Here is a 23,023-nt window from a genome sequence, read left to right on the forward strand (position 1 = left end):
TTCACGCCGATCACGGCACCCAGTTCACCTCCTGGGTCTTCGGCGAACGGATCCGCTCCGCCGGCCTCCTGCCGTCGTTCGGCACCGTCGGGGACGGCCTGGACAACGCGATGATGGAATCGTTCTGGTCCTCGATGCAGATCGAGCTGCTCAACCGCAAGCGCTGGAAGACCCGGGTCGAACTGGCCAACGCGATCTTCGAGTTCATCGAGATCTTCTACAACCGCCAGAGACGACATTCAGCACTGGGCTACCGCACCCCCATCGAGTACGAACTACTCTCCGCACAAGACCCCATCCACGCCGCCAGTTAGCCACCCCAGCTGCAACCCGAACCATGAGGCAGGTCAGGTTTTGGCCACGGCCTGGGCGGCACCGGCACCGAGGTGCTCGCGGATCACGCCGCGCGCATCGCGCTGTTGACCGACGTGCATGTGCGGGACCTGATGGCCGCGCCCCGCTGCGCACCGCTGCTGTACGGGGTCAACGGCTCCGATCCGGTGGATCTTGCGGGAGTGGAGCAACTGCTGCTCCGCCTGTCGGCTCTGGCCTGCGACGTGCCGCAGCTCGCCGAGGCCGACCTGAGCCCGGTGGTCGCACGCCCTGACGGCGACCGGGCTCTCGACGTCCGTCTGCGTGTGCTGCCGCGGGAGGCCACGGACCCCTATCTGTGCAGGCTGCGTTGAGGTTGCTGATCCCTGCCTCGGGCGCGGGTGAGGCGCAGCGCCAGCACCGGGCAGGCGGCCACCGCACGCTTGGCGTGGGTGAGCAGCGGGCCGGGGACGGTGGAGTCCCGTATGACGGGGTAGCCCCATTCGTCCAAGGTGATCCGTTCCGGCAGCAGTTCGGCGCACAGGCCGTGGCCGTCGCACGCCGCGAAATCGATGCTCAACTCGTGGTCCCGATTCATCGCCATCCCTCCTCGGCTGCGGGAGGTCCCGCAGGGATCGGCAGCCGCAGCGGTCCGCCAGCGCGGGAGCACGGGCCGTACTGCATGTGCCGGACGACCTCCTCCCCGAACGCCAGCAGCGCCGACGTGGCCAGCCGGGCCGCGCCGTCGGGGTGCCGGCAGGCTCCCCGGCCCGGCAGGAGTCCGAGCCGTCCGTTGAGCCGGTCCAGGAGGGCCGTATCGGGCTGTCCCCACGCAAGTTCGGCGAAGTCGTCGGCGACCGACGGGATCCCGAACATGCACGGACCGCACTGGCGCGCGCTCTGGGAGCCCAGGTAGGCCAGCACGCCTGCCGTCTCGGCGAGACCACAGGTGTCCTCGGGCAACGCCACGAGGACTCCGGCGCCGCGGGGCTGGGCCACCGGATCCAGGGGCATCGGCAGCCAGCTTCCGAAGAATCCGCCGGCGAGAACCGCCCCGAGGCGCTCGGTGGGGCCACCTGCCGTGGCCAGCGCCTGTCGGGCGGATCCGCCCATCGGGATCTCGTACACGCCCGGGTGCCGGACGGCCCCCGACAGCGTCACCAGCGTCGTCCCCGGGGCGGACTCGCTGCCCAGTTCACGGAACCAGCCCGGGCCGTAGCGGGCGATGAGCGCCATGTGGGCCAGGGTCTCGACGTTGGCGATGAAGGTGGGGCGCTTGCCGACGCCCTTCTCGAACGGGCGGGGCGGCGTGGAGCGCGGGTGCGCACCGCCGCCGTTCAGCCAGCTCACCAGCGCGGTCTCCTCGCTGGAGACGAAGTGGTGCGGGAGGGTGTGGACGCGTATTTCCACCGGATCCAGCCCTGCCCGGTGCCGCTCCTCGGTGGCCCGGGAGAGACTCTCGGCCTGGTCGGCCCGGGTGCGAGGCAGGCACACATGCGCCACCGTGGCACCGGTCGCGGACGCCGCCAGCACGGCTCCGTCCAGTACGAGGTGCGGGGCGAGGTCCAGCAGGGTCTCGTCCTTCCTGCTGGCCGGTTCGCTCTCCATCCCGTTCGCGACCACGACGGCAGGACCCCGCCGCCCGGCGACCGCACGCAGCTTGCGGCCGGTCGGGAAGGCGCCGCCACCGCGGCCGGTGAGCCCGGCCTGCTCGACGGCGTCGGCGAGCGCGCCGGGCGCACCGTCGATCGGGGCCGGCCCGTAGCGGGCCAGGTGGTCGCTCAGGTCGGCGGGCCGGCCGGTCGCGTACCAGCCGGCGAGAAGGCGGGCTCCGTAGGGTACCGGCATGTCCTGGGCGGCAATCGCCGTGGCCGTCTCGAAGTTCATGCGCTGTCCCCTCCTTCCGGGATGTGGGGTGCGGACGTGTGGGGCGGCGGGGGAACGGCCGGCGCGGTGGCTGCGGGCCTGGACGGGTTGGACGGGAACGTGGCAGCGGCGCGGTGGGACCAGCCGGGCCGCAGAGGGCCGGTGGCGAGGAACACGGCGAGCAGCACGGGGATGAGAGCGGTGGCGGGCAGGACCCACCAGCGGACGCGCCGCGCCTCGGCACCGGCCCGTGCCAACCGCCACCACACGGCGCCGAGTACGGCCGCGAGACACGCCGCATACAGCACCAATTGGGGGGTGAGGCGGGTGTCGGTGCCGGTGCCGGCCGCATGGAACAGGGCGACGGGCCACGCCGCGTACGCCGCCCAGTGCACCGCCTTCCACCAGCGGTGCCCGATCCTCTGCCGGAACGCGCTGGTGATGGCCACGGCCAACAGCAGGTCCAGCGCGACGGCGCCCAGGCCCACCCACACGGGCCGGTACGACGAGGCGAGCGGGACGACGGTGGCCGGCCAGCCGATGTGGGTGAAACTGTCGGCGATGGCCGTGACGATGTGCAGGGCCAGGAACACCAGCGTCAGCAGCGACAGATTGCGATGCACCGCTGACACCTCGAACCGGCCGATGTTCCGGGGTGCGTAGCGCCCGGCCGCGGCGATCCCGACGACGACGGACAGCGTCAGCAGGACGAGTGAGGCGGTTCCGGCGGCCCGGGTGGCGTACCACAGAGGACTCGGACCGGACGACGAGGCGAGCAGGACAGCGGCGTGGGCGGAGTTCATGTGTGTACCCCTTCCCGTTCCACCCCTTCCTGGGGCCAGCCGTTGAGGCGCACCGCCGTTCCGTCGGCACGGACCAGGCGCGCCGGCAGCCCGGTGGCACGCACCCAGTCCACGGCACGCTCGCCCAGCACGATCGCTGCCGTGCTGGCGGTGTTGGCGTCGACGCAGCAGGCCGCCGCGACACTCGCGGTGCGCCAGACCGTCGGGGCACTGTCGCCCGTGACCGGGTCGACGATGTGATGCCGCGGGCGGCCGCCGCGCTCCCATGCCCGCACAGTGGTGCCGGACGTGGCGAGACCGCCGCCGCTCAAACTGATCACGGGTGCCCCCGGCCCGGCGGGCTCGGCGTGGTCGTCGGCAACGGCGATGCGCCATCCGGCGTCCGGTGCGTGCCCCGCCGCCGACAGATCGCCGCCGAGGTTGACCAGCACGCCGCAGCCCGCCACCGCGGCGGCCGCCCGCGCCGCGCGGTCCGCGGCCAGCGCCTTGGCCGTGGCACCCAGATCGAGCGCGGCCCCCTCCGGGAGCCTCAGCAGCCGTAGCTCCGGATCCCAGCCGACCGACTGCCACCCCTTCGCCGGGTGCAGCTCGGGTGCCGGGCCGGTGCGCGCGATCCGCCTGAAGGTGACGTCGTAGCCCAGTGCCACCTCGGCCGGCCCCACCGTGGGATCGACGACTCCGTCGGTCAGATGTGCGGCGCGCAGAGCCACCTCGATGGCCTCTGCCAGCAGCGGCCCCACCGGCACCGGACGGCCCGTGCCGGCGGAGGCGTTCGCACGGGACAGCTCGGAGTCCGGGCGGAAGCGGCTGCACGCGGCGTCGATGGCGGCGAGCTCCGAGCGGAGCACGGCCAGGGCGCGGTGGGTGCGCGAAGGATCCGTGGTGAGCAGGACCGCCGTGGTGCCGAGCGCGGGGAAGGAGACGCGGTCGATCGCACCGGCGGGGCCGGTCAGGCTGGAGGTCGGCGTCATGATCCTCCCGTCGTGGTCTGGGGGGGCTGCGTCGTCGGCGCCGGGGGTTGCGTCGGGGGACGCAGCCCGGTGGACGGCTTGGCGGGCTTGGCCGTCCGGTGCGCGGGGGACGACGGCTTGACGGCCTTGGGCGTGGGGGAGGGGTGGCCGGGAGCCGGGGGAGACGTGCTTCCGCCATGCGCCGGAGTCGGTACGTGACTCGGACGGGCAGACGAGCCCGAGGGCGTGTGGCCGACAGCCGACGGCGCCCCGGCGGTGCTGGACGGCCCGCCTGCCGGCGGCTGCGTAGGGGAGGGGTGCGGCGCTGAACCACCCGGGATCGCGGATGCGTAACCCGCCCCCAGCGCCGCGGTGCCCACGACCGCGGCCGCCACGGCCAGGCCGGTGGTGGCCCTGACCCTCGTCCGCCCCCGCTCACGCCGGCGTGCCGTTTCCTCCACCGGCAGATCGGCGGTGGGGCGCGGACTCCGGAACTGGTGGTGACGGCGCATGGCGTGGATGTCCTCACGGCAGGAGACGGCAACGGTTGTTCACCAGCCTGCCGTGCGGGCCGTCGGGAACCCGTTCAGGGAATGCTCAGAAGTGGTTAAGACCTGCCTGGCCCTGTGTGGACACGTCAAATGTGCAGGTCAGCGGGCATCGGAGGGAAGATCGACGACGACGGTCAGCCCTCCGCCCGGGGTGTCCTCCAGCTGCACGGCCCCGCCGTTGGCGGTGAGCAGCCGGTGCACGATGGCCAGCCCCAGCCCTGTCCCGGAGGCCTCACCACCGCTGAAACGGTGGAAGGCGCTCTTCTGCGCCTCCTCGCTCATCCCGGGGCCGTCATCAGCCACGGTCACGATCACCCGCTCGTGCCGCATCCGACCGGTGACGGTCACCTGGGCGCCCTCCCCGACGGCGTCCAGCGCGTTGGCGAGGAGGTTGTCGAGCACCTGCTCAAGGTCGCCGGGGCCGAGGTGGGCAGTGAGCCCAGGACGGCAACGGGCGGCGAGCCGGACCTGCCGCTCCTGCGCTACCGGCGTCCAGGCTGCGATCCGGTCCGCCACCACCTCGTCCACGCCCACGGCGACGGGCCGCGGCACCGCGTTCTCCGCGCGGGCCACGGCCAGGAGCCCGTCGACGAGGCGCGACAGCCGGGCGATCTCCTGCTGGGCGGCGGCGAGCTCCGCACCGGTGGCGTCGTCCGCATCGGCCGAGAGCATGTCGAGCCGGAGGCGCAGCGCGGCAAGCGGCGTCCTCAGCTGGTGCGATACATCCGCGATCACCGCCCGATGGCCGTGGATCAGTGCTTCCATGCGGGCCGCCATCGTGTTGAAGGTCGACGCCAGCCGTCGCACCTCGACCGGCCCCCGTCCACCGGCCGCACGCACGTCCAGACGGCCCTCGCCCAGGTCGCGAGCGGCCACATCGACGGCTCGCAGCGGCCGGCCGACCCATCGCGCGAGCAGTACCGCCAGCAGCGCTCCGGCGGCCAGACCACCGAGACCGATGACGGCCAGCCGCGTCCACATCGCCTCGATCCGGTCGTTCGTCGGTTCTTCCGACCGTGACAGCACCGAGGCGCCTACCGGCTTGGACTCGTCGCCGACCGTCACCGCGACGGCCAGCCGGTCGTCCGCCGTGCGCATGGCCGTGCCGCCGTGCGCGAGCACCGTGCGGGCGAGGGCGGACCACTCCTGACGCGTCGCGGCATTCTGTGCGGCGTCCTGGTCCGGGCAGGAGGTGACGGCAACCTCCCCTCCCGTGGCGTCGAAGACAGCGGCACAGTCGCCGGGCTGGGCACTTCGCCGGAGAAGTTGCTGAAGAGAGGCCGAGGAACCACGGTCGGAGAGGTGCTCCTCGGCCGCGGCGGCCAGCGTGCGGTCCGCCGCTTCGGTGCCGTCCCGGAACGAGGCCCGCTCACGCCCGGAGAGCGACAGCCCGAGCGGCACGACGGCCAGCACCAGCAGCACCGTGACCAGGGCCATGACCGCCAGCGCGATGCGGCGGGTCATGGCACCTCAGGGGGAGTGGGCTGGGCGTCGGGAGTGCCGAGCCGGAACCCCCTGCCGTACACGGTCTCCACGAGGCCGGGGCGGTCCAGCTTGCGCCGCAGCCCCGCCACGTGCACGTCGAGCACCTTCGTCGGCCCGTACCAGTGCGCGTCCCAGACGCGTTCCAGGATCTCCTGCCGCGAGACCACACGCCCCGGATCGACGGCGAGCGCCTCCAGGATGTCGAACTCCTTCGGCGTCAGTGCCACCTCGCGTTCACCGACCGTCACCGTCCGGGTGCGCAGGTCCACGGTGAGGTCGGCGTGCCGCAGCAGTTCGCGATCGGCCGGGCGCACCCGCCGCAGCACCGCGCGGATCCGGGCGAGAAGCTCGGCCAGGCCGAACGGCTTGACCAGATAGTCGTCGGCGCCTTCGTCGAGCGCCGCCACCCGGTCGCCCTCCTCGCCGCGAGCCGTCACGACGATGATGGCCAGCTCGGAGCGTCCGCGCAGCTGCCTGCACACCTCGACGCCGTCCATGTCCGGCAACCCGAGATCCAGCAGGACGACGTCGGGCTCCGGTGACGCCGCGAGAGCCGCCTGCCCGGACGGCACGGCGGCAGCTTCGTACCCGGCCCGCTCCAGACCGCGCACGAGAAGGTCGGCGATCCCGGGGTCGTCCTCCACAACCAGCACCCGCATTCCCCCATCCTAGGTTCGCGACCAGGCCGCGCACCTGCGTGTCCCTCCGGGGGAACGGCGGTCCGTCACGCGAGGACCGCTCCTCCCCATCAGGGAGAACCGCACATTCCCGGCCGCACCCCCTTCATCTGGCAAGCCGTCACCTTCACTCCGGCTGCCGACTCAGAGGATGCTCAGAAGTTGCCCTGGAAGGCTGCCAGCTCTCGCGCCGCCACTTGGGTCCCACAAGACCTCGTGCGCATCCTGACGACCTTTTCTTCACCGGAGCACTCATGAGCCCCACGCAGATCGACGGCCTGCCGGCCCACGTCCTCCTTGTCCACTTCATCGTCGTGATGGTGCCCCTGACGGCTCTGGCGGCAGTCGTCTGCGCGGTCCAGCCGCGCTTCGCCCGGCGAATAGGCCTGGTGCTTCCTCTGCTGGGACTGGCGACGCTCGTCATGGTGCCGGTCACGACCCATGCAGGAGAGTGGCTGGAAGCGCGAGTTGGCGACGATCCCCTCGTGCACCAGCACACCGAACTCGGTGACGGCCTGCTGCCCTGGGCGTTCGGGCTGTTCGCGGCGACGCTCGCCGTGTGGTGGACGGGGCGGCGGTTCGGGCAGCCCACCGAGCGCGGCCACGTCGCGTCGGACGGGCCCTCGCCGGCCGGCGCGCGTCGGGCAGCGCCTGCCATCGTGCGAGCCGGGGTCCTGGCCCTTGCCGTGGCCGTGTCCGCGGGTTCCGTCGTGGACGTCTACCGCATCGGTGAGTCCGGGGCGAAGGCCGCCTGGCATGACGCCTACGACAAGTCCGCGAGCGCGCAACACGGTTGAGAGCACCTCCTACCGTTCGCCTCGCCGCCGTCGGACAGAACGTCCCTCAGGACGCACCGGACTGGGTGTGCGGGGCTCGTGAAGTCGCACCGGGGGCAGATGAGGGTGGCTGGAGCCCACCAGAGGTGCCGGAGTGGGTGCTCCCCGACGGGCTCGCGGGCAGTTGAGCCTGGACGCCAGGTATCTCGTGTGCGTAGCCCGCGCCCAGAACCGCGGCCCCGGCGACGGCGGTCGCCATCGCCCAGCGCGTCGCCGTGCCGACGCGCCGGCGCCCCTCTTCTCTGCGTTGCGCGGCTTCGCTCACACTCACGGGTCGGTGACCGCTCGGATCGCCGCTCGGCGGGTGGACGGGCATGAGGCGCCTCCCCGGGTCGGGGGACAGGTAGTCCATCTCCACCATGCCGCGTAGGACGTCAGGATCCCGTTCGCGGAGTCTTCAGAAGGGGTTAAGAGTTCAGCTCGTTCGGGCGAGTCTGCTGCACTCCTGGCCTTTGTGCTGTGGAGCTTGCCCCTGGTCTGCGGCGCCGTGGTCCTCGTCGCACTGGGTGTTTCGACCCGAACCTGCTCGATCGACCCTTTCGGTCGATACCCGGTCGCGTGCGGTCCTTGCCGGGTCGGGCGGATGTGGGCTCTTGCTTGATGCGGCACCAGCCAGGTATGGGACGAGCCTCTCGACGGCCTTGTCTCTCGGGGACACCGCTCGACCTGCGGCTGCCCCTCGACGGGATCCCGAACCCGGCGGATGCGTCGATGCGGCAGCTGGTCCGCCCGCTTGTCCCGCGGGTGTCGTACGGAGGCTGCATCCTCACGGGCTTGCCTGCCGACCGGTGACACCCGGTCCTCAGCCCGGGGTCGGGGCGGGGGCTGGACGTGGCCCGGGCTCGTGCTCGTGAACGACTCCGGCCCCCGGTGACAAGAGATGTCACCGGGGGCCGGATCTTGGTAGCGGGGACAGGATTTGAACCTGCGACCTCTGGGTTATGAGCCCAGCGAGCTACCGAGCTGCTCCACCCCGCGACGATGCGCCCACCCTACGGCATGACTTGGCGTACGGTCACCTTTGCCGCGACCCGGCTTGCGCCGCGCTGGCCGCCCTCGTCGGGGCCGCCTGCGTGCTCGCGCTCCCTCCCGCTCCACCACCGCGAGCAGGGCAGGAAGCATCTTGGGCCGGCTGCCGCGGCCGCCTGCCGCTCGGCGGCGCCCAAGGCCCGACCCTTCCGTGACCATTACGTGCCGGGGCACACCGCCACCCGGACCGGGCTGGTGCGCGCCATGCGTCGTCTGCGCGAAGCCGCCGGCCACCCGAGCCTGCGCCCCGTCTGCAACGCGCCGCAGGCCCGCGGCCGGATCGCCCGCAGCACCCTCCAGTTCGTCGTCGCCGGCTGGCGCCTGCCCGGCCCGGGGCTGCTCAGGGCGTTCGCCGACGTCTGTGGCGCCGGCCTTGCGGCCACCCGGGCGCTGCTCGTCGCCCTGGGACGGATCCTGAACGGGCCGCCGGCGCGCCGGCGGCGGTGGGTCGACGGCCTCGACGCGGACCAGTTGGAGACGCTGCAGCAGCCGGCGGATCCCCAGGACCGCCGCGGCCGCGACCTGCGCGCCGAGCCGAGCGCCCGGATCCGCCCGGCACCGTCATTACCGAGGCGGCCGGTCAGCGAGGGTCGGTCGCCGGGCTTGCCTGGCGCAGCAGTTGGACAAGGTGGCGACCGTCGTTCCGGATGCTGGGGTTTATCGGGGCGAGCGTCAGCCGAAGCGGCTGTTCGGCGCCTGGGACCCCGAGGAGAAGCTTGTGGTTGAGGAACTTGTCCTTCTCGGAGATCACAGTGACCGCCTCGCGCGGCGCGTTCGCCCAGAGCCGTCCTGGGCCCGGCCGGTTCCGTCGGCCGCCGAAAATCAGCACCTTACGATCGGTCACGGCGATAAAGACATCGCCCTTGACGAAGAGCATGCCCATGCTCATGCCCCCGCCGATCGCGGCGACCGCGACGCTCGCCGCGACGGTGACGGCCGTCGCCCCTACGTTCTTCTTGACCGGTGTCTTCCCGACCTGGGCGCGCATCAAATGCACGGTGCGATCGCCCGGTTCCATCAGCTGTTCGGCCAGCTCGGTCAACTGCCGACGGCTCTTCGCGCTCATGCCCATGACTGTCCCCTCCGAGAAAGGCCCCAGGGTCAGGCCGCGGACGAGCGTCCGTCAAGCTTGATTGCCAGGAATTGACCAGCTCGAGTTTCGACACGTTCTGGCAGGGTGCTGGGGTCGCCGTGCTGCGTGGTTTGCTGCGAAGAGGGCTGACTTGCCTGAGTGTGATAGAAGCATCCGATGCTTGCGCTCCAGCCTCGCCAAGCGGTTCGCCAAGGACACCGTGCTCGTCGTGGACGGCACTCTGGTCCCCACCCGGGACCACCTCCGCGACTGCCGCTTGAAGGGCGATGGTGTCCACCACGCCATGGCCGGCATCGCCCGGATGCACAACCTCACGCTCGCCGGGGAGCTCCCCGACAGGCCCGCCCGGCCCGCTCGGCTGACCTGTCCCGTGCGATTCGTGCGACGCATCCGATCCGTCTGACCCGTCCGACATCTCCGGCTAGGTGATCACAACGGCTCCCCCCTGTCGGCCAACTTCTCACTGTAGAGCGAGAGTTCACGGCGTTCAGCGGCCCCTCCCCGGCCGGGACGGGCCGACGCCCGTGCGCACCCGCCCCCGGCTGGTGTTCGACAGAGGGGCCGGGCGTTCGGACGCCCGGCCCCTCGTGTCTCGGCGGCGAGTTCGCGGGCGGGGCGTGCCTGTTCTCACCGCATGCTCAGCCGATTGCGTAGGCCCGGTAGACCGTGGTCTCCGCGGTGTTGCCGTGCGGGTCGGTGACGGTCGAGCGCAACGAGACCGCGCCCGAGGCCGGGTTGGTGACGCGGGCGGCCCACTTGCCGCCGCTGTGCGTGACCGCTGCCGCGTGCCAGGACTTCCCGCCGTCGTAGGACGCCCACACCTTGACCGACGACACGGAGTCGGCCGGGGTGGAGGCGTTGGGGTTGGCCGGCCGGGACAGCCACAGCGCCACGTTCGTGGTGCTCCCGGGCGCCGCCGCGCTGTGCATGTTCAGCCCGCTCGGCACGAACTGCGTGAGGAACCCGGGCACCAGCGAGCTGACCTTCGGGTTCGCATAGAAGTGGAACCGCAGGGTGGCCGCGGTGGAGAGCATGTACGGGGTGCGCGTGTGGCCGGGGTCGTAGCGGTTGGCGTCGACGTACAGGGTGTACCAGCCCGTCGACGTCATGCGCCCGGTGAAGAACGCGTTGTCGTAACTGCCGTACTCGGTCTGGCTGCTGCGGGCGATCGTCTTGCTGCCGAAACTCAGCGTCGTGGTGGCCCGGTTGAGCGCGTCGAATCCCTGGCTGGTGGGGTCCTGGAACATGGAGGAGATGTCGAAGTGGGCGCTGCCGCCCTGCACGTACGGCATCGTCCGGGCCGGACCGAGGGTGGTGCGGAAGAAGATCGGCGAGTAGGCGCGGCCGGGGGCCGCTGCGAGGGTCTGGGTGAGGGAACCGATGCCGCCGCCGGAGGAGGCGTTGTCGTCGGCGCCCACCTGCCAGGTGCCGGCCGTGAGGTGGAGCTTGGTGGTGAACGGGCCGCCGCTCGCCACACCCTGGTAGAGCCAGGGGAGGGGATCGGTTCCCTGCGGCTGGATCGTCAGCTCCTGGAAGTCGCCGAAGTTGCTGCCGCGCCGCACTTCCGCCGTCACCGTCGTGGTGTTGGCCCGGCTGAAGGTGCCGCCGAACGAGGTGGGCATCCCGTTGAGGTAGTAGCCGCGGGCCGCGTACACGTCCTGGTCGCCCTTGTTCCACACGGACATGTACGCCATGCGGAGCTGTTTGGAGGCGTTGGGGATCGCGTAGACGTGGCCGCCGGCGTTGGACAGCATGATCGGCCCCATGCAGGCATCGGGTATGTACGCGCACGCCGACACCTGGATCTGCTGGCTGTAGCCCGATCCGGGGCTGGAGCTGAGCTTGACGGAGACCGGCCGGCCCTTGCGTGCGTCGATCGTCGTGGTGGTCGTCTTCGACGCCGAGACCGTGACGATCTGCCCGCCGACGGTGTCGGTGTTGTCCTTGCCGTTCCAGACGTCGCCGATCACGGCGTAGCGGCCGGCCGGCACGGAGATCGTCTTCCCGCTGGTGACGTACTGCTCGTAGGTGCCGCCGAGACCGACGACGGCGACCTGGCCGTTGAGCTGCGCCCCCGCCCGGGTGAGCGTGTAGACCTTCAGCCCCCCGCTGGCGGCCTGCGCGGGCGTGGCGGCCAAGGTGACCACCGCGGGCACGGCCAGCGCCGCCGCCCCCAGCAGCGCGGTGGTGCGCCGTTTGTGTCGCATGAGCTCTCCCCGGACTGCGTGCGAACGCGAGTGATACAAGAGATGAAAAACGGCTGATCCTAACAGCGCTCGCCCCGTCCCCAGCAGCGGGTTTCCCCGTATTGACGCGGACGGACGTGGACCCCGCCTCCACTGCCCAGGTGACCAGCGACAGCCCCCAGCCGCTTCCCCACCGCACAGGGCCTTCTGCACGCGCAGTCAAAGATTCAGGGGGCCGGACCTTCCACTTTTTGTGTTTCGTAGTGCCGCTGTTTACCCAGCAGGTTCTTGGTCTGCTCGTGCTACAGCAGATGCAACTTTCCTGACCTGGGAAATGACAGTTTCCGTAGCTCGCTGACGAGAGCTGGGCCGGAGTGGGTCCGGATCTTGGGCGACGCTGTTCCTCGGGGCGGGCCTCCCCTTCCGAACCAGTCGGCGACGGCCGTCGACATGGGGCCCTCCAATGGGATCCGTCAGGCGCCGGGCCCTGCTGAGACGCGACTTCGGCCGGGCGGTTGGTCTACACCGATGTCGGAGGATCCACTGGTCTTCCGACACGTATGGGCGTGGGATCGGTTCCAGGTCGGGTGTCGAACCCTTCGTGCTGGGTGTGCTTGCGAAGGGCCGCGGGGCCGTCTACGTCCGGGGAGGCTCCCGGCCAGAACTGGATCCGCCAGGTCAAAGCTCGCGTCGCTCTGCACAGCCGGATGCGGAGGTCTTTCGTCCCCCGGCCCGTCGTCGCTACCGTGGGTGACGCCTGCAAGTAGTCGCTGACAGGGGCTGGTTGGGGCGTATACGGCGGGGGCGGGGAAACCGGCATGGCTTACGTGTGGTGGCATCGTTCGAAGCGGGCGGGCGAGTGGGCCGCCATGCGTCCGGGGCGGTGCGGGCGATGAGCGGGCTGCCGAACAAGCTCGCCAAACCCGTCGTCGAGATCATCGACCACATCGCGTCCAAGGTCCCCAAGGCCCTGGGCCACGGCCACCACCGCATCGCCGCGCACGTCGAAAGCGCGGCCGACACGTTCGAGAAGGCCGAGGGGGACCTCGCCGACAAGGCCGGGCACACCCACCACCCCACCCCGAACCATCATCACGACCCCGCCGACGTCGGGGGCACGGGCGCGGCCGTGGCGGCGAAGGCGAAGCCCGGGGAGGAGGCGGCCGCCGACGCCGACCGGCAGGCGGCGTCAACTGCCCGGCAGGGCGCCGAGGATCCCGAGAAGACCGGCAAGCCGGGCGAGGGCCGCTGCAAGGGCGGCGATCCGATCGACCTGGTGTCCGGCGAGGTCCTGATCACCGAGACCGACGTCCAACTCCCCGCGGTCCTCTCGCTGATGCTGGACCGCACCTATGTGTCGAGTTACCGGGCGGGCCGGCTGTTCGGCCCGTCCTGGGCGTCCACCCTGGACGAGCGGCTGGAGGCCGACGAGCAGGGCCTGGTGCTCGCCACCGCCGACGGGATGCTGCTGGTCTACCCGGTGCCGCGCCCGGGCCGGCCCGTACTGCCGACGCACGGCCCCCGGTTGCCGCTGCTGTGGGACGGGAGCCCGCAGTCCGAGATCCAGGTCAGCGACCCCGACAGCGGCCACACCCGCCACTTCTCGCCGCCCCTGGAACCGTCCAGCGCCGCGCCGTTCGTCCTGCATCTGACCGCCGTCACCGACCGCAACGGCAACCGGATCAGCATCGAGCGGCTCGCGGACGGCACCCCGACCGCGGTCCGGCACAGTTGCGGCTACGCGGTGGCGGTCGACTGCGCGCAAGGCCGCGTCACCGGGCTGCGGCTCCTTCAGGGCGGGAGCCACGAGGCGGGCGCCGAGTCGGCCGAGCGGCCCGTGCCCTCCCACCGGCTGCGCCGCTTCGACTACGACGCCCGCGGTCACCTCACCGGCGTCGTGGACGGCACCGGCGTGGCCAAGCACTACGCCTACGACGAGCGGGGCCGGGTTGTCCAGTGGACCGACCGCGTGGGCTCCTGGTATCGCTTCACGTACGACGACGCCGATCGCTGCGTCAGCGGCACCGGCGCGGACGGCGTCCTCGACTGCACCATCGCCTACGACGAGGCGGCCCGCACCACCGCGTACACCGACTCGCTCGGCAACACCACCGTCCACCGGCACAACGACCGGCTTCAGCGGGTCGCCGTCACCGATCCGCTGGGCGCCACGCAGCACGCGGAATGGGACGCGTTCGGCCGGCTCCTGGCGTCTGTCGACGCGCTCGGCGCCCGGACCCGGTTCGCCTACGACGCGCAGGGCCGGCTGACCGGCGCCGTGCGGCCGGACGGCGGCACCTACAGCGTGCGCTACCACGCCGACCTTCCCCGGCCGCTGTCGCTGACCGACGCGGGCGGCAACACCTGGTCGTACGCCTACGATCCGCGGGGCAACCGCACCGAGGCCGTCGAGCCCACCGGCGCGCGCACCCGCTACGCCTACGACGACCGGGGACGCCTCACCTCGGTCACCGACGCGCTCGGCAACACCACCACGGTGCGCACCGACGCCGCGGGCCTGCCGGTGTCCCTCACCGACCCGCTCGGCAGCACCACCACCGTGGAACGGGACGGATGGGGCCGGGTCGTCGCCGTCACCGACCCCCTCGGCCACGTCACCCGCATGGGCTGGACGACCGAAGGCCGCCCGCACTGGCGGGAGTTCGCCGACGGGTCGCGCGAGGAATGGGACTGGGACGCGGAGGGCGGGCTGCTCAGCCACACCGACACGGCAGGCAACACCTCCCACCACACGAGCACGCACTTCGCCCGCGAGGCGTCCAGCACCGAACCCGACGGCTCCGGGCTGCACTTCGCCTACGACACCGAACTGCGCCTGACCGAGGTCACCAACGCCGAAGGGCACACCTGGAACTACACCTACGACGCGGCCGGACGCCTGGCGCGGGAGGCCGACTTCGACGGGCGGGCGCGCAGCTACGCCTACGACACCGCCGGACGCCTGGCCGCCGTCGCGACCGAGGACGGCCCCGCCGTGGCCTTCGAGCGCGACGTCCTCGGTCAGGTCGTCACCCAGCGGTTCGGGCCGGGACCGGGCCAGTGGACTGCGTACCGGTACAGTCCCGGCGGGCACCTCGTCGCCGCCGAGAACCAGGACGCCGCCGTCACCCGGGACGTGGACCCTGTCGGGCGCGTCCTGGCGGAGACCGTGAACGGCGCCACCACCGCGTACACCTACGACCCGACGGGCAACGTGCTCAGCCGCCGGCTGCCGTCCGGTGTGGAGTCCACGTGGAGCTACGACGCCGCGGGGCAGCCCGTGGCGCTCGGCATCGCCGGGCAGAGCGTGGCCTTCGGGCACGACGCTGCGGGCCGGGAGACCTCCCGCACGTTCGGCGACCGTGTCCGGCTGCACCAGAGCTGGGACGAGGTCGACCGGCTGACCGCTCAAGCGCTGGGCCCTGCCGTCCCGGAGGCGAATGCCACGCCGGCAGGCGTGACGCTGCTGCGGACCTACGGGTACGACGCCGGCGGCATGGTGGCCGCCATCACCGAACCCGCGGGCGGCACGCGGCACTTCGACGCCGACACTGTCGGCCGCGTCACCGCCGTCCGGGCCGAGGGGTGGACGGCCGCCTACACCTACGACATCGCAGGGAACCTCACCGGCGCGACCACCGACGACCAGGCAACGCCCGCCGAACTGCGCCACGCCCCCAAGGAGTTCGACGGCACGGTCATCCGCCGCTCGGGACGCACCGCCTACACGCACGACGACCGCGGGCGCCTGGTCAGGCGCACGGTCCGCCTGCTGGACGGCCGCCGCCGGGTGCAGACCTTCGTCTGGGACGAGGCCGACCGGCTCCGCGAGACGGTCACCCCGGGCGGTGAGCGCTGGCGCTACACCTACGACGGGCTCGGCCGGCGCATCGCCAAGTCCCGGCTGGACGCGGACGGCACGGTGGTGGAGGAGGTCCGATTCTCCTGGGACGGGGTACGGGTGGCGGAGTCCACCGCCGCCGGCCCCGGTGACGGTCCCGGCGCCAACACGGTCTGGGAGTACGCCCCGCAGTCGTCCGAACCGGTCGTCCAGGTCACCCGCACCGGCGGCCTGGTCCGCGTCCACGCCGTCGTCGCCGACGCGGCCGGCACACCCAGGGAACTGGTCTCCGCCGACGGCGAGGTGGCCTGGCGCAGCACGGGCGGCCTGTGGGGCGGCCCGAGGGCGGGCGGGCGCGCCGAGGTGGACTGCCCGCTGCGCTTCCCCGGGCAGTACGCCGACCCGGAGACGGGCCTGAACTACAACGTCCACCGCTACTACGACCCCGAGACCGCGCGCTACACCAGCCCCGACCCGCTCGGCCTCGCCCCGGCGCCCAACCCGGTCGCCTACGCCGACAACCCACTCACCGACTCCGACCCGCTGGGCCTGGCCAAACGCCCGCACCGCAGCGACGCCACGCTCCTGGCGCACGCGAAGCTGATCCATGACGCCGTCAAGGTCGGGAAGAGCGCGAAGAGCGCGAAGTACGCGCACAGCAAGATGACCGTCTCGACCTTCGCCGACGCGCACGGGAACCTCTACTACACGGTCAACAACAACAAGACGTCCGAGGCCCAGCGCAAACTCGCCGAATCCCTCGGGTACGAGCGGATCAACGGCAAGTACTACACCTCGCCGATGGAGACCGACGCCGAGCAGATCATGCTCAACGCCATGGACTCCGGCCGCATCCCCGACGCCGGCCGGCTCGCCACGTCACGTCCCGCCTGCGACGACCTCCGGCCGAGCGGCGTGCCGGGCCAGAACTGCCGCGACCGCATCGCCCAATACCCCAACGTCACGTTGATAGAGTGACCCCATGCTGCTGTGGGACCTGGAGATGAAGGACGACCTCGCACTGCTGGCGGATGTCCCCGCAAGTCACCTTCTCGACATCGCCGTCACCGAGGTCGAGCGCACCGCGGCGATCATCCTGCCTGACGCGTCCCGCGACGCCGAGGCACGCGAGGTGTACCAGCGGTGCCTCACGGCGCTCCACCAGGCCCAGGCCGCCGGCGGTGCCGCCATGCCCGTCCTGGACGACGAACTCCAAGAAGAACTGTTCGAAGCGTCCGAAAGCAGCCAGTGGGGCGTCGGCCCCCTGATGGCAGCGGTGGACCAGTGCGTCGGTGAGGAGCCCTCGACACCGATGGACTCCCAGTGCGCCACCGAGGTCCTCGGCCTCTGCTACCAGGCCGTGATGGAGTACCAGCAGATCGACGACATCACACCGGACACCGAACGGCAGTATCCCGCCCTCCTGGACACCATCAGCACCCAGCAGTCCCTGATCCGGACCGCGGCCAGCCGAGCCTGACCCCGTCGGCCAGCCACGCAACGCCCAGCCCCGGGTCCCCCTCCGAGACCGCCAGCGGCGGGGCGAGGGCGGACCTCACATCTTCCTCGTACATCCCGTTCGGCGGCCACGCCCGCGTACTGGTCGTCGGAGACCACATGACTGTTAGCGCTGGTCTGGTCGACGGGATGGGTGCCGACCTGGACCGTCGAGGCGACGGCTGTGCCCGTGATGCAGAGGGCGAGACGCGAGAGCGGTGGCCACAACAAGCCGCCGCATCCCGCGTCCCGTCACTGCTCGTGATTTCCCACTCCTCGACCGGCGATTGGTCCCGGCCCACGGTCAGTACAGTGCCGGCCACTCTGTTCGCGGCCAGGCGAGCACCGCGAACACCTGCGCCGCGGCCGCCTGTTCGATCGACTGCGTGGAGCCGCTGGTGCTCAAGTGCACCAAGCCTGTTGTCACGTCCCGGGTGCTGGCCCACAGCCAGTCGGCGTAGTCGGCCATCGCTTGCCGATACGTGTTGCCTCCGGTGACCGACTCCAGGAGCAGCAGGTTCTTGAAGAAGATCGAGTTGAAGTACACCGGCTGGTTCTTGAGCTTGTCACCGGTGACGTAGTAGCTGTAAGCCGCCTCGGCGATGCGCTCGGCGCGCGTGAGGTACGTGCGGTCGTGAGTGGCCTTGTAGAGCAAGACGTTGACTGCGATCGGAACGCCCTGGTTGTAGGTCCAAAAGGTCTTCTCGACGTCCCCACCGAGGTTGACATGGTCCCAGTAGAGCCCGCTCGGGCTCTGCAGATTGGCGTTGGTCCAGTCGTAGAACCGCTTGGCGTCGTCGAGGTAGGCACGCTTGCCGGTGATTTGGTAGAGCCGCAATCCCAGCTCGGCAGCGGGCATGTTCGACACGGTGTTCCGGTCCTGGCTCCAGGGCGCCTGCGTCCAGAAGACGCCGCCGGGAGCAGCGTGGCTCGGGTCGGTGTCCCACCCGGACCTGACCAGCGTGAAGATCTGCTCTGCCCGCGAAAGCGCAGCACGGTCGTGGTGCTGGAGGTAGTCCTGGACCTTCTCCAAGCCCACCCACTCGTTGTCGTCGTAGAACAGGTCGCCGCCCGTTCCGTAGGGGGCGATGACGTAGGAGTCGTAGCCGGCCACCCCAGTCGTCCCACAGGCAGGGTTCCAGTAGTGCTCCTGCGCGCGGTCAACCGCGGTCAGTTCCTTCTTGTAGTCGGGTTCGACGGCCGCGATGTCCAGTGCCGCGACGTGCACCTGGGACAGGGGCCACTCGTAGGAGTAGGCGTTGTCACCGACCGCCACCGGATACTGCTCGCGGAACAGTCCGGAACCGTCATTCGTGCCGAAGTACTTCTCAAGCGACGCGTACGTCGCGGTAGCGCGGAGCTCGTTGGCGTGTGCCATGGACTGCCTCTGACCCGGGTCCGCCGACCGGGCGGTCGCGTCAGGCGATGCCGCTGACACGGTGCCGGCCGCGAGGACCGCCACGGCGGCTCCGGTCAGGGCGAGTTGTAGACGGTGCGAGCGCATCGGAAGCGCCTCCTTCCACTGCCACGGTCGGCAGCAGTGGGGCAGATGGTGGATTGACAACGTTGTCTCGGATCGCCTCGGCCAGAAGCTACCGGCGGGCTGCCACCGAGTCAATGGACAGAGCACCCCCGCCGCGGCCACAAAGACGAGCTCATGTATGACCCGCGGATTGGGCAACCGCTCCCGCTGTTCGACGGTGCTGCGGTGCCGGCCGTACCGTCCAGCAGGGCAGCGGGCTCGGCGGTGTCCGGATCGAACGCCACGATCAGCGCCTGACGGGTGGGCAGTCGTGCCCCGTCGTTGTGCGGGAAGAGCGACACCAGCGTGGCCACGAGCACCGCGGCCGACGGCAGGAAGCCCGGCATGGCCGCCAGGAGTCCATCACGATGGAGCACCCGGGTGGCGACGCGGTCGGGTACCGAGCCGCGGGGGGAGTTCGTGCTCGTTCCGGTGCTGGATCAGTCGTGTGGCGACTCGCCGGCAGCCGAGCGACGCCCCCCGACGGAGGCGACCAATGCGTCTGCCACGATCGCCGCGTCTGCGTCGGCAACATCCGCCGGGTATTCCGGCAGCAGATCATCCCAAACGGGCATCCATGATCCGTACAGCTGGGTCTGCCCCTCGGGCCGGGCGAAGAACCAGATGTGCAGGTGTGCGCCTCCATCTCCGATGCGGTAGACGTGGGCTCGCGAAATGTGCGGCAGGGCCTGCACGTGGCGGACGATATGAGTCGACACGACCCCCAGCTCGGCCGCCAGCTCATCAGACAGGTCAGCCATGTCGTAGTGCTCACGCGGATGCAGCATGAGCACCAGCGGCACGCCAACTCCCGTGATCCGGGTGAGCCGCCAGCTGTCGTTGAACCAGATCCCATCGTCTCGGCCGCTGCACGCCTCGCAGTTCGACGGTTCCTCCCCGTGTCGCGCGGGCTCGGGCAGAACCGGAGGTCGCAGTGGCGCGACGCGCAATCCGTCCGGCTCGAACGGGCTGATGTCCCACCCCGTCATGCGCGCGAGCGGCAGCCGATGCTCACCATCCGCGGCGGCAAGCGCGTGGTTGTAGAACTCGTCAGGTCGCAAGGCCATGGCCCGAAGACTAGTTCGACATCGGCACCCAGCGAGGACTGGGGGTGAGTTGATTCCTCCGTGGTCGGAGATCACGGCCCCGCAGGTGCGACCCGCCCGCCCGGCCGGTGACCCCGCCCGCGTCCCGGAGCGAAGTCGGCCCGCCTCCCGGCCGATCACCGCAGGCCCTCCGGTGATGACATGGCACCCACCCGACCAGGCAGAACGAGTATGGTGACGCAGTGGATCGGCACACATGGGACCGCGAGCGGGATGCGCCCCCTCAGCTCACGCCCCCACGATTCGTCGGCCGCGAGGCCGAACTCCGGCGGCTGACGGACGCCTTGAACCGCGCTCCGGCCGTGGTGCTGGTCGAGGGCGAGGCGGGCATCGGGAAGAGCCGCCTCGTCCGCGAGGCTGTCAGGGCCGTCGAAGCGGCCCGGACGGTCGGGGTCCCCGGGGCGGTCGGGTCCGGGGCCGGTCCGCTCACCGCGGTCTGCCCTCCGTTCCGCGAGCCGCTGACCCTCGGCCCGATCGTGGACGCCCTGCGCCAGGCCCGCGCGGACGTCGCCGGTCTCGGCCTGACCGCGCTCGCGGGCACGTTGCGTCCGCTCTTCCCCGAGTGGGCGGACGGGCTGCCGCCCGCGCCCGAGCCGCTGGAAGACGCCGGCGCGGCACGCCACCGGCTGATCGGCGCCCTGGCGGAAGTGCTCGACCGGCTCGGTGTCCGGATCCTGATCGTCGAGGACGTCCACTGGGCGGACGAGGCGACCATGGAGTTCGTGCTGTTCCTCGCCTCCCGGCAGCCGCAGCGCGTCAGCCTGGTGCTGACCCACCGGCCCGAGGATCTGCCCGCCGACTCCCTTCTGCCGCGCCTGTCCTCCCGGCTGCAGCCCGGCGTCAGCCGCGCCGGCATCGTGCTCGGCGGGCTGCGCGCGCCGCAGGCCGCTGACCTGGTGGCGTCGATGCTGGGCGACGACCAGGTCTCCACCGCCTTCGCCGCGTTCCTGCACGAGCGCACCGAGGGAGTGCCGCTTGCGCTGGAGGAGTCGGTCCGCCTGCTGCACGACCGCGCGGACCTGGTCCGCCAGGACGGAGCATGGACCCGCAGGTCACTCGACGAGATCGCCGTCCCACCATCCATCCGGGACGCCGTCACCGAGCGGGTCCGCGGACTCGATCCCGCCGCTCAGCGCGTGCTGCTGGCCGCTGCGGTGCTGATCGACGCCGCGGACGAGGGCGTCGTGTCGGTCGTCAGCGGCCTGCCGCCCGACCAGGCGGGCCGGGCGATCCAGGAGGCTCTGCGCAGCGGGCTGGTCACCGAGGACGAGACCGGCCGCCTCGCGTTCCGGCACGTCCTGGCTGCCAGGGCCGTCTACGACCGGGCGGCCGGCCGCGACCGCCGGGACGCGCACCGGCGGGCGGCCGCCCTCCTGGAGTCGGCGCCGCACGCACCGATCGGACGCCTGGCCTACCACTTCCGCAAAGGGCGCGAGGCCGCCAAGTGGCGTCGGTACGCCGAGCGGGCGGCGGACCTTGCGCTGTCCTCCGGGGATCACCCGACCGCGGTGACCTTCCTGTCCGAGTTGCTGAACGAGCCAGGACTGCCGGGCGGGGACATCGCCCGGATCGCCAAGAAGATGCCGCTGCTGGCGTTCACCGGGTATCTGGGCCGTGTCGACCTGGTCAGCCGGCTGCGCGCGGTCCTGGCGGACGAGCGGCTGGAGGTCCGCGACCGGGCCCGGATCCGCGCCCAGCTCGGCCGCATGCTGATGCACGCCGGTGAGCTGGAGGCGGGTTCGGAGGAGGTCAAGCGGGCGGTCCCCGATCTCGCCGGCAGCCCGTTCGAGACAGCGCAGGCCATGATCATGCTCGGCGGCCCGTCGGGCCTGCTCTGGCCGGCCGCCGAGCACCGGCGCTGGCTCGACCTGGCCGCCCTCGTGCCGGTCGCCTCGCTGTCCGAGGGGGACCGTCAGAGCCTGCTGATCGACCGGACGACCGCTCTGCTGGGCCTGGGTGAGGAGGCCGGATGGACCCTGGCGCAGCGGTTCTCCACCCGGCCGGCCACGTCGCAGGACGCGCTCATGTTCGCCCGCGCGTCGCTGAACTTCGGCAACTCGGCCATGCGGTGGGGGCGTTACCCGGAGGCCCGGGAGCGGCTGCTGGCCGGGGCCGAGGCCGCGGGCAAGTACCGCTACCAGCGGCTGCAGGACATCATCCAGGTCACGCTGGTACACCTGGACTGGTTGACGGGAGCGTGGGACCGCCTCGCCGAGCGCGCCCGCCACTGGGCGCGGCTGGACGAGGAGCCGCTGATCCAGCTCGACAGCCGGTTGATCCTCGGGCTGCTCGGCGTCGCCGCCGGCGGGGACCCGTCCACCGAGGAGACCCTGCAGGCGGTGCGCGAGCACAGCGCTCGCCGCGGCGTCGTGGACATGTCCCTGGAGTCGACGGCCGCCCTGGCCCGGTTCCGGCTCGCGAGCGGCGACGTCGCCGGGGCCCTGGAGCTCACCGACGAGGTGGAGCAGGTCGTGGCCGGCAACGGCATGTGGTTGTGGGCCACCGACACCATGCCGGTGCGCGTCGAGGCGCTGGTCCGCGCGGACCGGCAGCCCGAGGCCGTCGCCCTGGTCGCGGCGTTCGACCGGGGACTGGAGGACCGCGACATCCCGACCGCCCGTGCGGCGCTGCGGTCCTGTCGCGGGCTGCTCGCCGAGGGGCTCGGGGACCATGCCGCAGCGGCCGCCGCGTGGCTGGAGGCCGCCACGGCCTGGCAGGGACTGCCGCGTCCGTACGAGGCGCTGCTGGCCCGCGAACGGCACGGAAGCTGCCTGTTCGACGCGGGTGATCACAGCGCCGCACTGACCCAACTGGCAGTGGTCGCACGGGAACTGCTCGCCCTCGGCGCGAAGAGCGACGCCGACCGGGTGCTGGGCACACTGCGCCGGCACGGCTCCGTGACGGGCCGCGGGCGCGGTGCCGGGCGCCGCGGCTACAAGCACCAACTGTCGCCCAAGGAAATGGAAGTCGTGAAGCTGCTGCTCAGCGGCATGTCGAACCGTGAGATCGCCGTGGCGCTCTCACGCTCGCCCAAGACCGTGGCGGCTCAGCTCAATTCGGCGATGCGCAAGCACGGTGTGTCGTCGCGGACCGCGTTGGCTGTAGTGGTCACGCAGCAGGCACTCGCTCCCGGTTCCGCCGGCGAAGCCACCGAGCGGCTCCGCTTGGTGGCTTCGTCCCTCACCGCCGAGGCCCCGGGACGTCCGGTGGGTGAGTGATCCGGAGAACCCCGGTTCCTGACCCGCCGCGCCGGCCGTCGTCGGACTGCC

At 71.6% G+C, this 23,023-nt stretch carries 16 protein-coding genes, 1 tRNA gene and 2 pseudogenes; 7 read left to right on the forward strand and 12 right to left on the reverse strand.

All coding sequences use genetic code 11. The annotated features are described in order from the left end of the window. Both BMW99_RS31935 and BMW99_RS31940 read left to right on the forward strand, forming a co-directional pair. Positions 1–314: integrase core domain-containing protein (locus BMW99_RS31935; protein ID WP_143080552.1), on the forward strand; the 314-nt coding region annotated here is incomplete at its 5' end. Positions 315–362: 48 nt separating this feature from the next. Continuing rightward, a pseudogene (locus BMW99_RS31940) lies at positions 363–686 on the forward strand (acetate--CoA ligase family protein); the annotation flags it as partial. On the opposite strand, the gene BMW99_RS31945 reads toward BMW99_RS31940, so the two are convergent. From BMW99_RS31945 to BMW99_RS31970, 6 genes are all read right to left on the reverse strand, one after another. Beyond that, positions 665–910: a ferredoxin gene (locus BMW99_RS31945; protein WP_069465089.1), complete on the reverse strand. Its 246-nt coding sequence runs from the start codon at positions 908–910 to the stop codon at positions 665–667. The pseudogene BMW99_RS31940 and the gene BMW99_RS31945 sit on opposite strands and share 22 nt — an antisense overlap. Then, positions 907–2,199 (reverse strand): NADH-ubiquinone oxidoreductase-F iron-sulfur binding region domain-containing protein, encoded by a 1,293-nt coding sequence (locus tag BMW99_RS31950; RefSeq protein ID WP_079138667.1) that lies wholly within the window; start codon positions 2,197–2,199, stop codon positions 907–909. Before BMW99_RS31950 ends, BMW99_RS31945 begins: the two co-directional genes overlap by 4 nt. Beyond that, positions 2,196–2,981, reverse strand: a complete 786-nt coding sequence (locus tag BMW99_RS31955) for a ferric reductase-like transmembrane domain-containing protein (protein WP_069465090.1) — start codon at positions 2,979–2,981, stop codon at positions 2,196–2,198. The genes BMW99_RS31950 and BMW99_RS31955 overlap by 4 nt, the downstream gene beginning before the upstream one ends. Beyond that, positions 2,978–3,952 (reverse strand): FAD:protein FMN transferase, encoded by a 975-nt coding sequence (locus tag BMW99_RS31960; protein ID WP_075018052.1) that lies wholly within the window; start codon positions 3,950–3,952, stop codon positions 2,978–2,980. The genes BMW99_RS31955 and BMW99_RS31960 overlap by 4 nt, the downstream gene beginning before the upstream one ends. Before the next feature lie 629 nt (positions 3,953–4,581). Further along, positions 4,582–5,946 carry a sensor histidine kinase gene (locus BMW99_RS31965; RefSeq protein WP_075018053.1) on the reverse strand — a complete coding sequence of 455 codons (1,365 nt, stop codon included), beginning with the start codon at positions 5,944–5,946 and terminating at the stop codon, positions 4,582–4,584. Then, the gene (locus BMW99_RS31970; RefSeq protein WP_069466058.1) at positions 5,943–6,626 is read right to left on the reverse strand and encodes a response regulator transcription factor; all 684 of its coding nucleotides are present in this window, start codon (positions 6,624–6,626) and stop codon (positions 5,943–5,945) included. Before BMW99_RS31970 ends, BMW99_RS31965 begins: the two co-directional genes overlap by 4 nt. A gap of 272 nt (positions 6,627–6,898) precedes the next feature. Between BMW99_RS31970 and BMW99_RS31975 the strand changes: the two genes are divergently transcribed. Then, positions 6,899–7,441, forward strand: coding sequence for a DUF2231 domain-containing protein (locus BMW99_RS31975; RefSeq protein WP_069466057.1), 543 nt, complete (start codon positions 6,899–6,901; stop codon positions 7,439–7,441). 940 nt (positions 7,442–8,381) lie between these two features. Here BMW99_RS31975 and BMW99_RS31980 read toward each other — a convergent pair. Together BMW99_RS31980 and BMW99_RS31985 are read right to left on the reverse strand one after the other, a co-directional pair. Beyond that, positions 8,382–8,458, reverse strand: a tRNA-Met gene (locus BMW99_RS31980). Positions 8,459–9,089: 631 nt separating this feature from the next. Next, positions 9,090–9,575, reverse strand: coding sequence for a hypothetical protein (locus BMW99_RS31985; protein WP_141726355.1), 486 nt, complete (start codon positions 9,573–9,575; stop codon positions 9,090–9,092). Positions 9,576–9,762: 187 nt separating this feature from the next. Here BMW99_RS31985 and BMW99_RS43200 point away from each other — a divergent pair, with 187 nt between their 5' ends. Next, positions 9,763–10,005 carry a hypothetical protein gene (locus tag BMW99_RS43200; RefSeq protein ID WP_407640346.1) on the forward strand — a complete coding sequence of 81 codons (243 nt, stop codon included), beginning with the start codon at positions 9,763–9,765 and terminating at the stop codon, positions 10,003–10,005. Positions 10,006–10,240: 235 nt separating this feature from the next. Here BMW99_RS43200 and BMW99_RS31995 read toward each other — a convergent pair whose 3' ends face one another. Continuing rightward, entirely contained in the window at positions 10,241–11,809 is a 1,569-nt protein-coding gene (locus BMW99_RS31995) for a hypothetical protein (protein WP_069466774.1), read from the reverse strand. Positions 11,810–12,680: 871 nt separating this feature from the next. Here BMW99_RS31995 and BMW99_RS32000 point away from each other — a divergent pair. Together BMW99_RS32000 and BMW99_RS32005 are read left to right on the forward strand one after the other, a co-directional pair. Further along, a complete protein-coding gene (locus BMW99_RS32000; RefSeq protein ID WP_075018054.1) occupies positions 12,681–16,607 on the forward strand; it encodes an RHS repeat-associated core domain-containing protein in 3,927 nt (1,308 codons plus the stop codon). A gap of 4 nt (positions 16,608–16,611) precedes the next feature. Then, entirely contained in the window at positions 16,612–17,109 is a 498-nt protein-coding gene (locus BMW99_RS32005; RefSeq protein WP_069465412.1) for a hypothetical protein, read from the forward strand. Positions 17,110–17,430: 321 nt separating this feature from the next. Here BMW99_RS32005 and BMW99_RS32010 read toward each other — a convergent pair whose 3' ends face one another. From BMW99_RS32010 to BMW99_RS32020, 3 genes and pseudogenes are all read right to left on the reverse strand, one after another. Continuing rightward, positions 17,431–18,690 carry a glycoside hydrolase family 76 protein gene (locus tag BMW99_RS32010; RefSeq protein ID WP_245791713.1) on the reverse strand — a complete coding sequence of 420 codons (1,260 nt, stop codon included), beginning with the start codon at positions 18,688–18,690 and terminating at the stop codon, positions 17,431–17,433. Positions 18,691–18,740: 50 nt separating this feature from the next. Further along, positions 18,741–19,046, reverse strand: a pseudogene (locus BMW99_RS32015) (ornithine cyclodeaminase family protein); the annotation flags it as partial. 42 nt (positions 19,047–19,088) lie between these two features. After that, positions 19,089–19,715 (reverse strand): hypothetical protein, encoded by a 627-nt coding sequence (locus tag BMW99_RS32020; protein ID WP_069465409.1) that lies wholly within the window; start codon positions 19,713–19,715, stop codon positions 19,089–19,091. A 221-nt stretch (positions 19,716–19,936) separates the two neighbouring features. On the opposite strand from BMW99_RS32020, the gene BMW99_RS32025 reads away from it, so the two are divergent. Next, entirely contained in the window at positions 19,937–22,972 is a 3,036-nt protein-coding gene (locus BMW99_RS32025; RefSeq protein WP_075018056.1) for a helix-turn-helix transcriptional regulator, read from the forward strand. Positions 22,973–23,023: the final 51 nt, after the last annotated feature.

Source organism: Actinacidiphila rubida, from assembly GCF_900110255.1.
GTDB classification, from domain to species: domain Bacteria; phylum Actinomycetota; class Actinomycetes; order Streptomycetales; family Streptomycetaceae; genus Actinacidiphila; species Actinacidiphila rubida.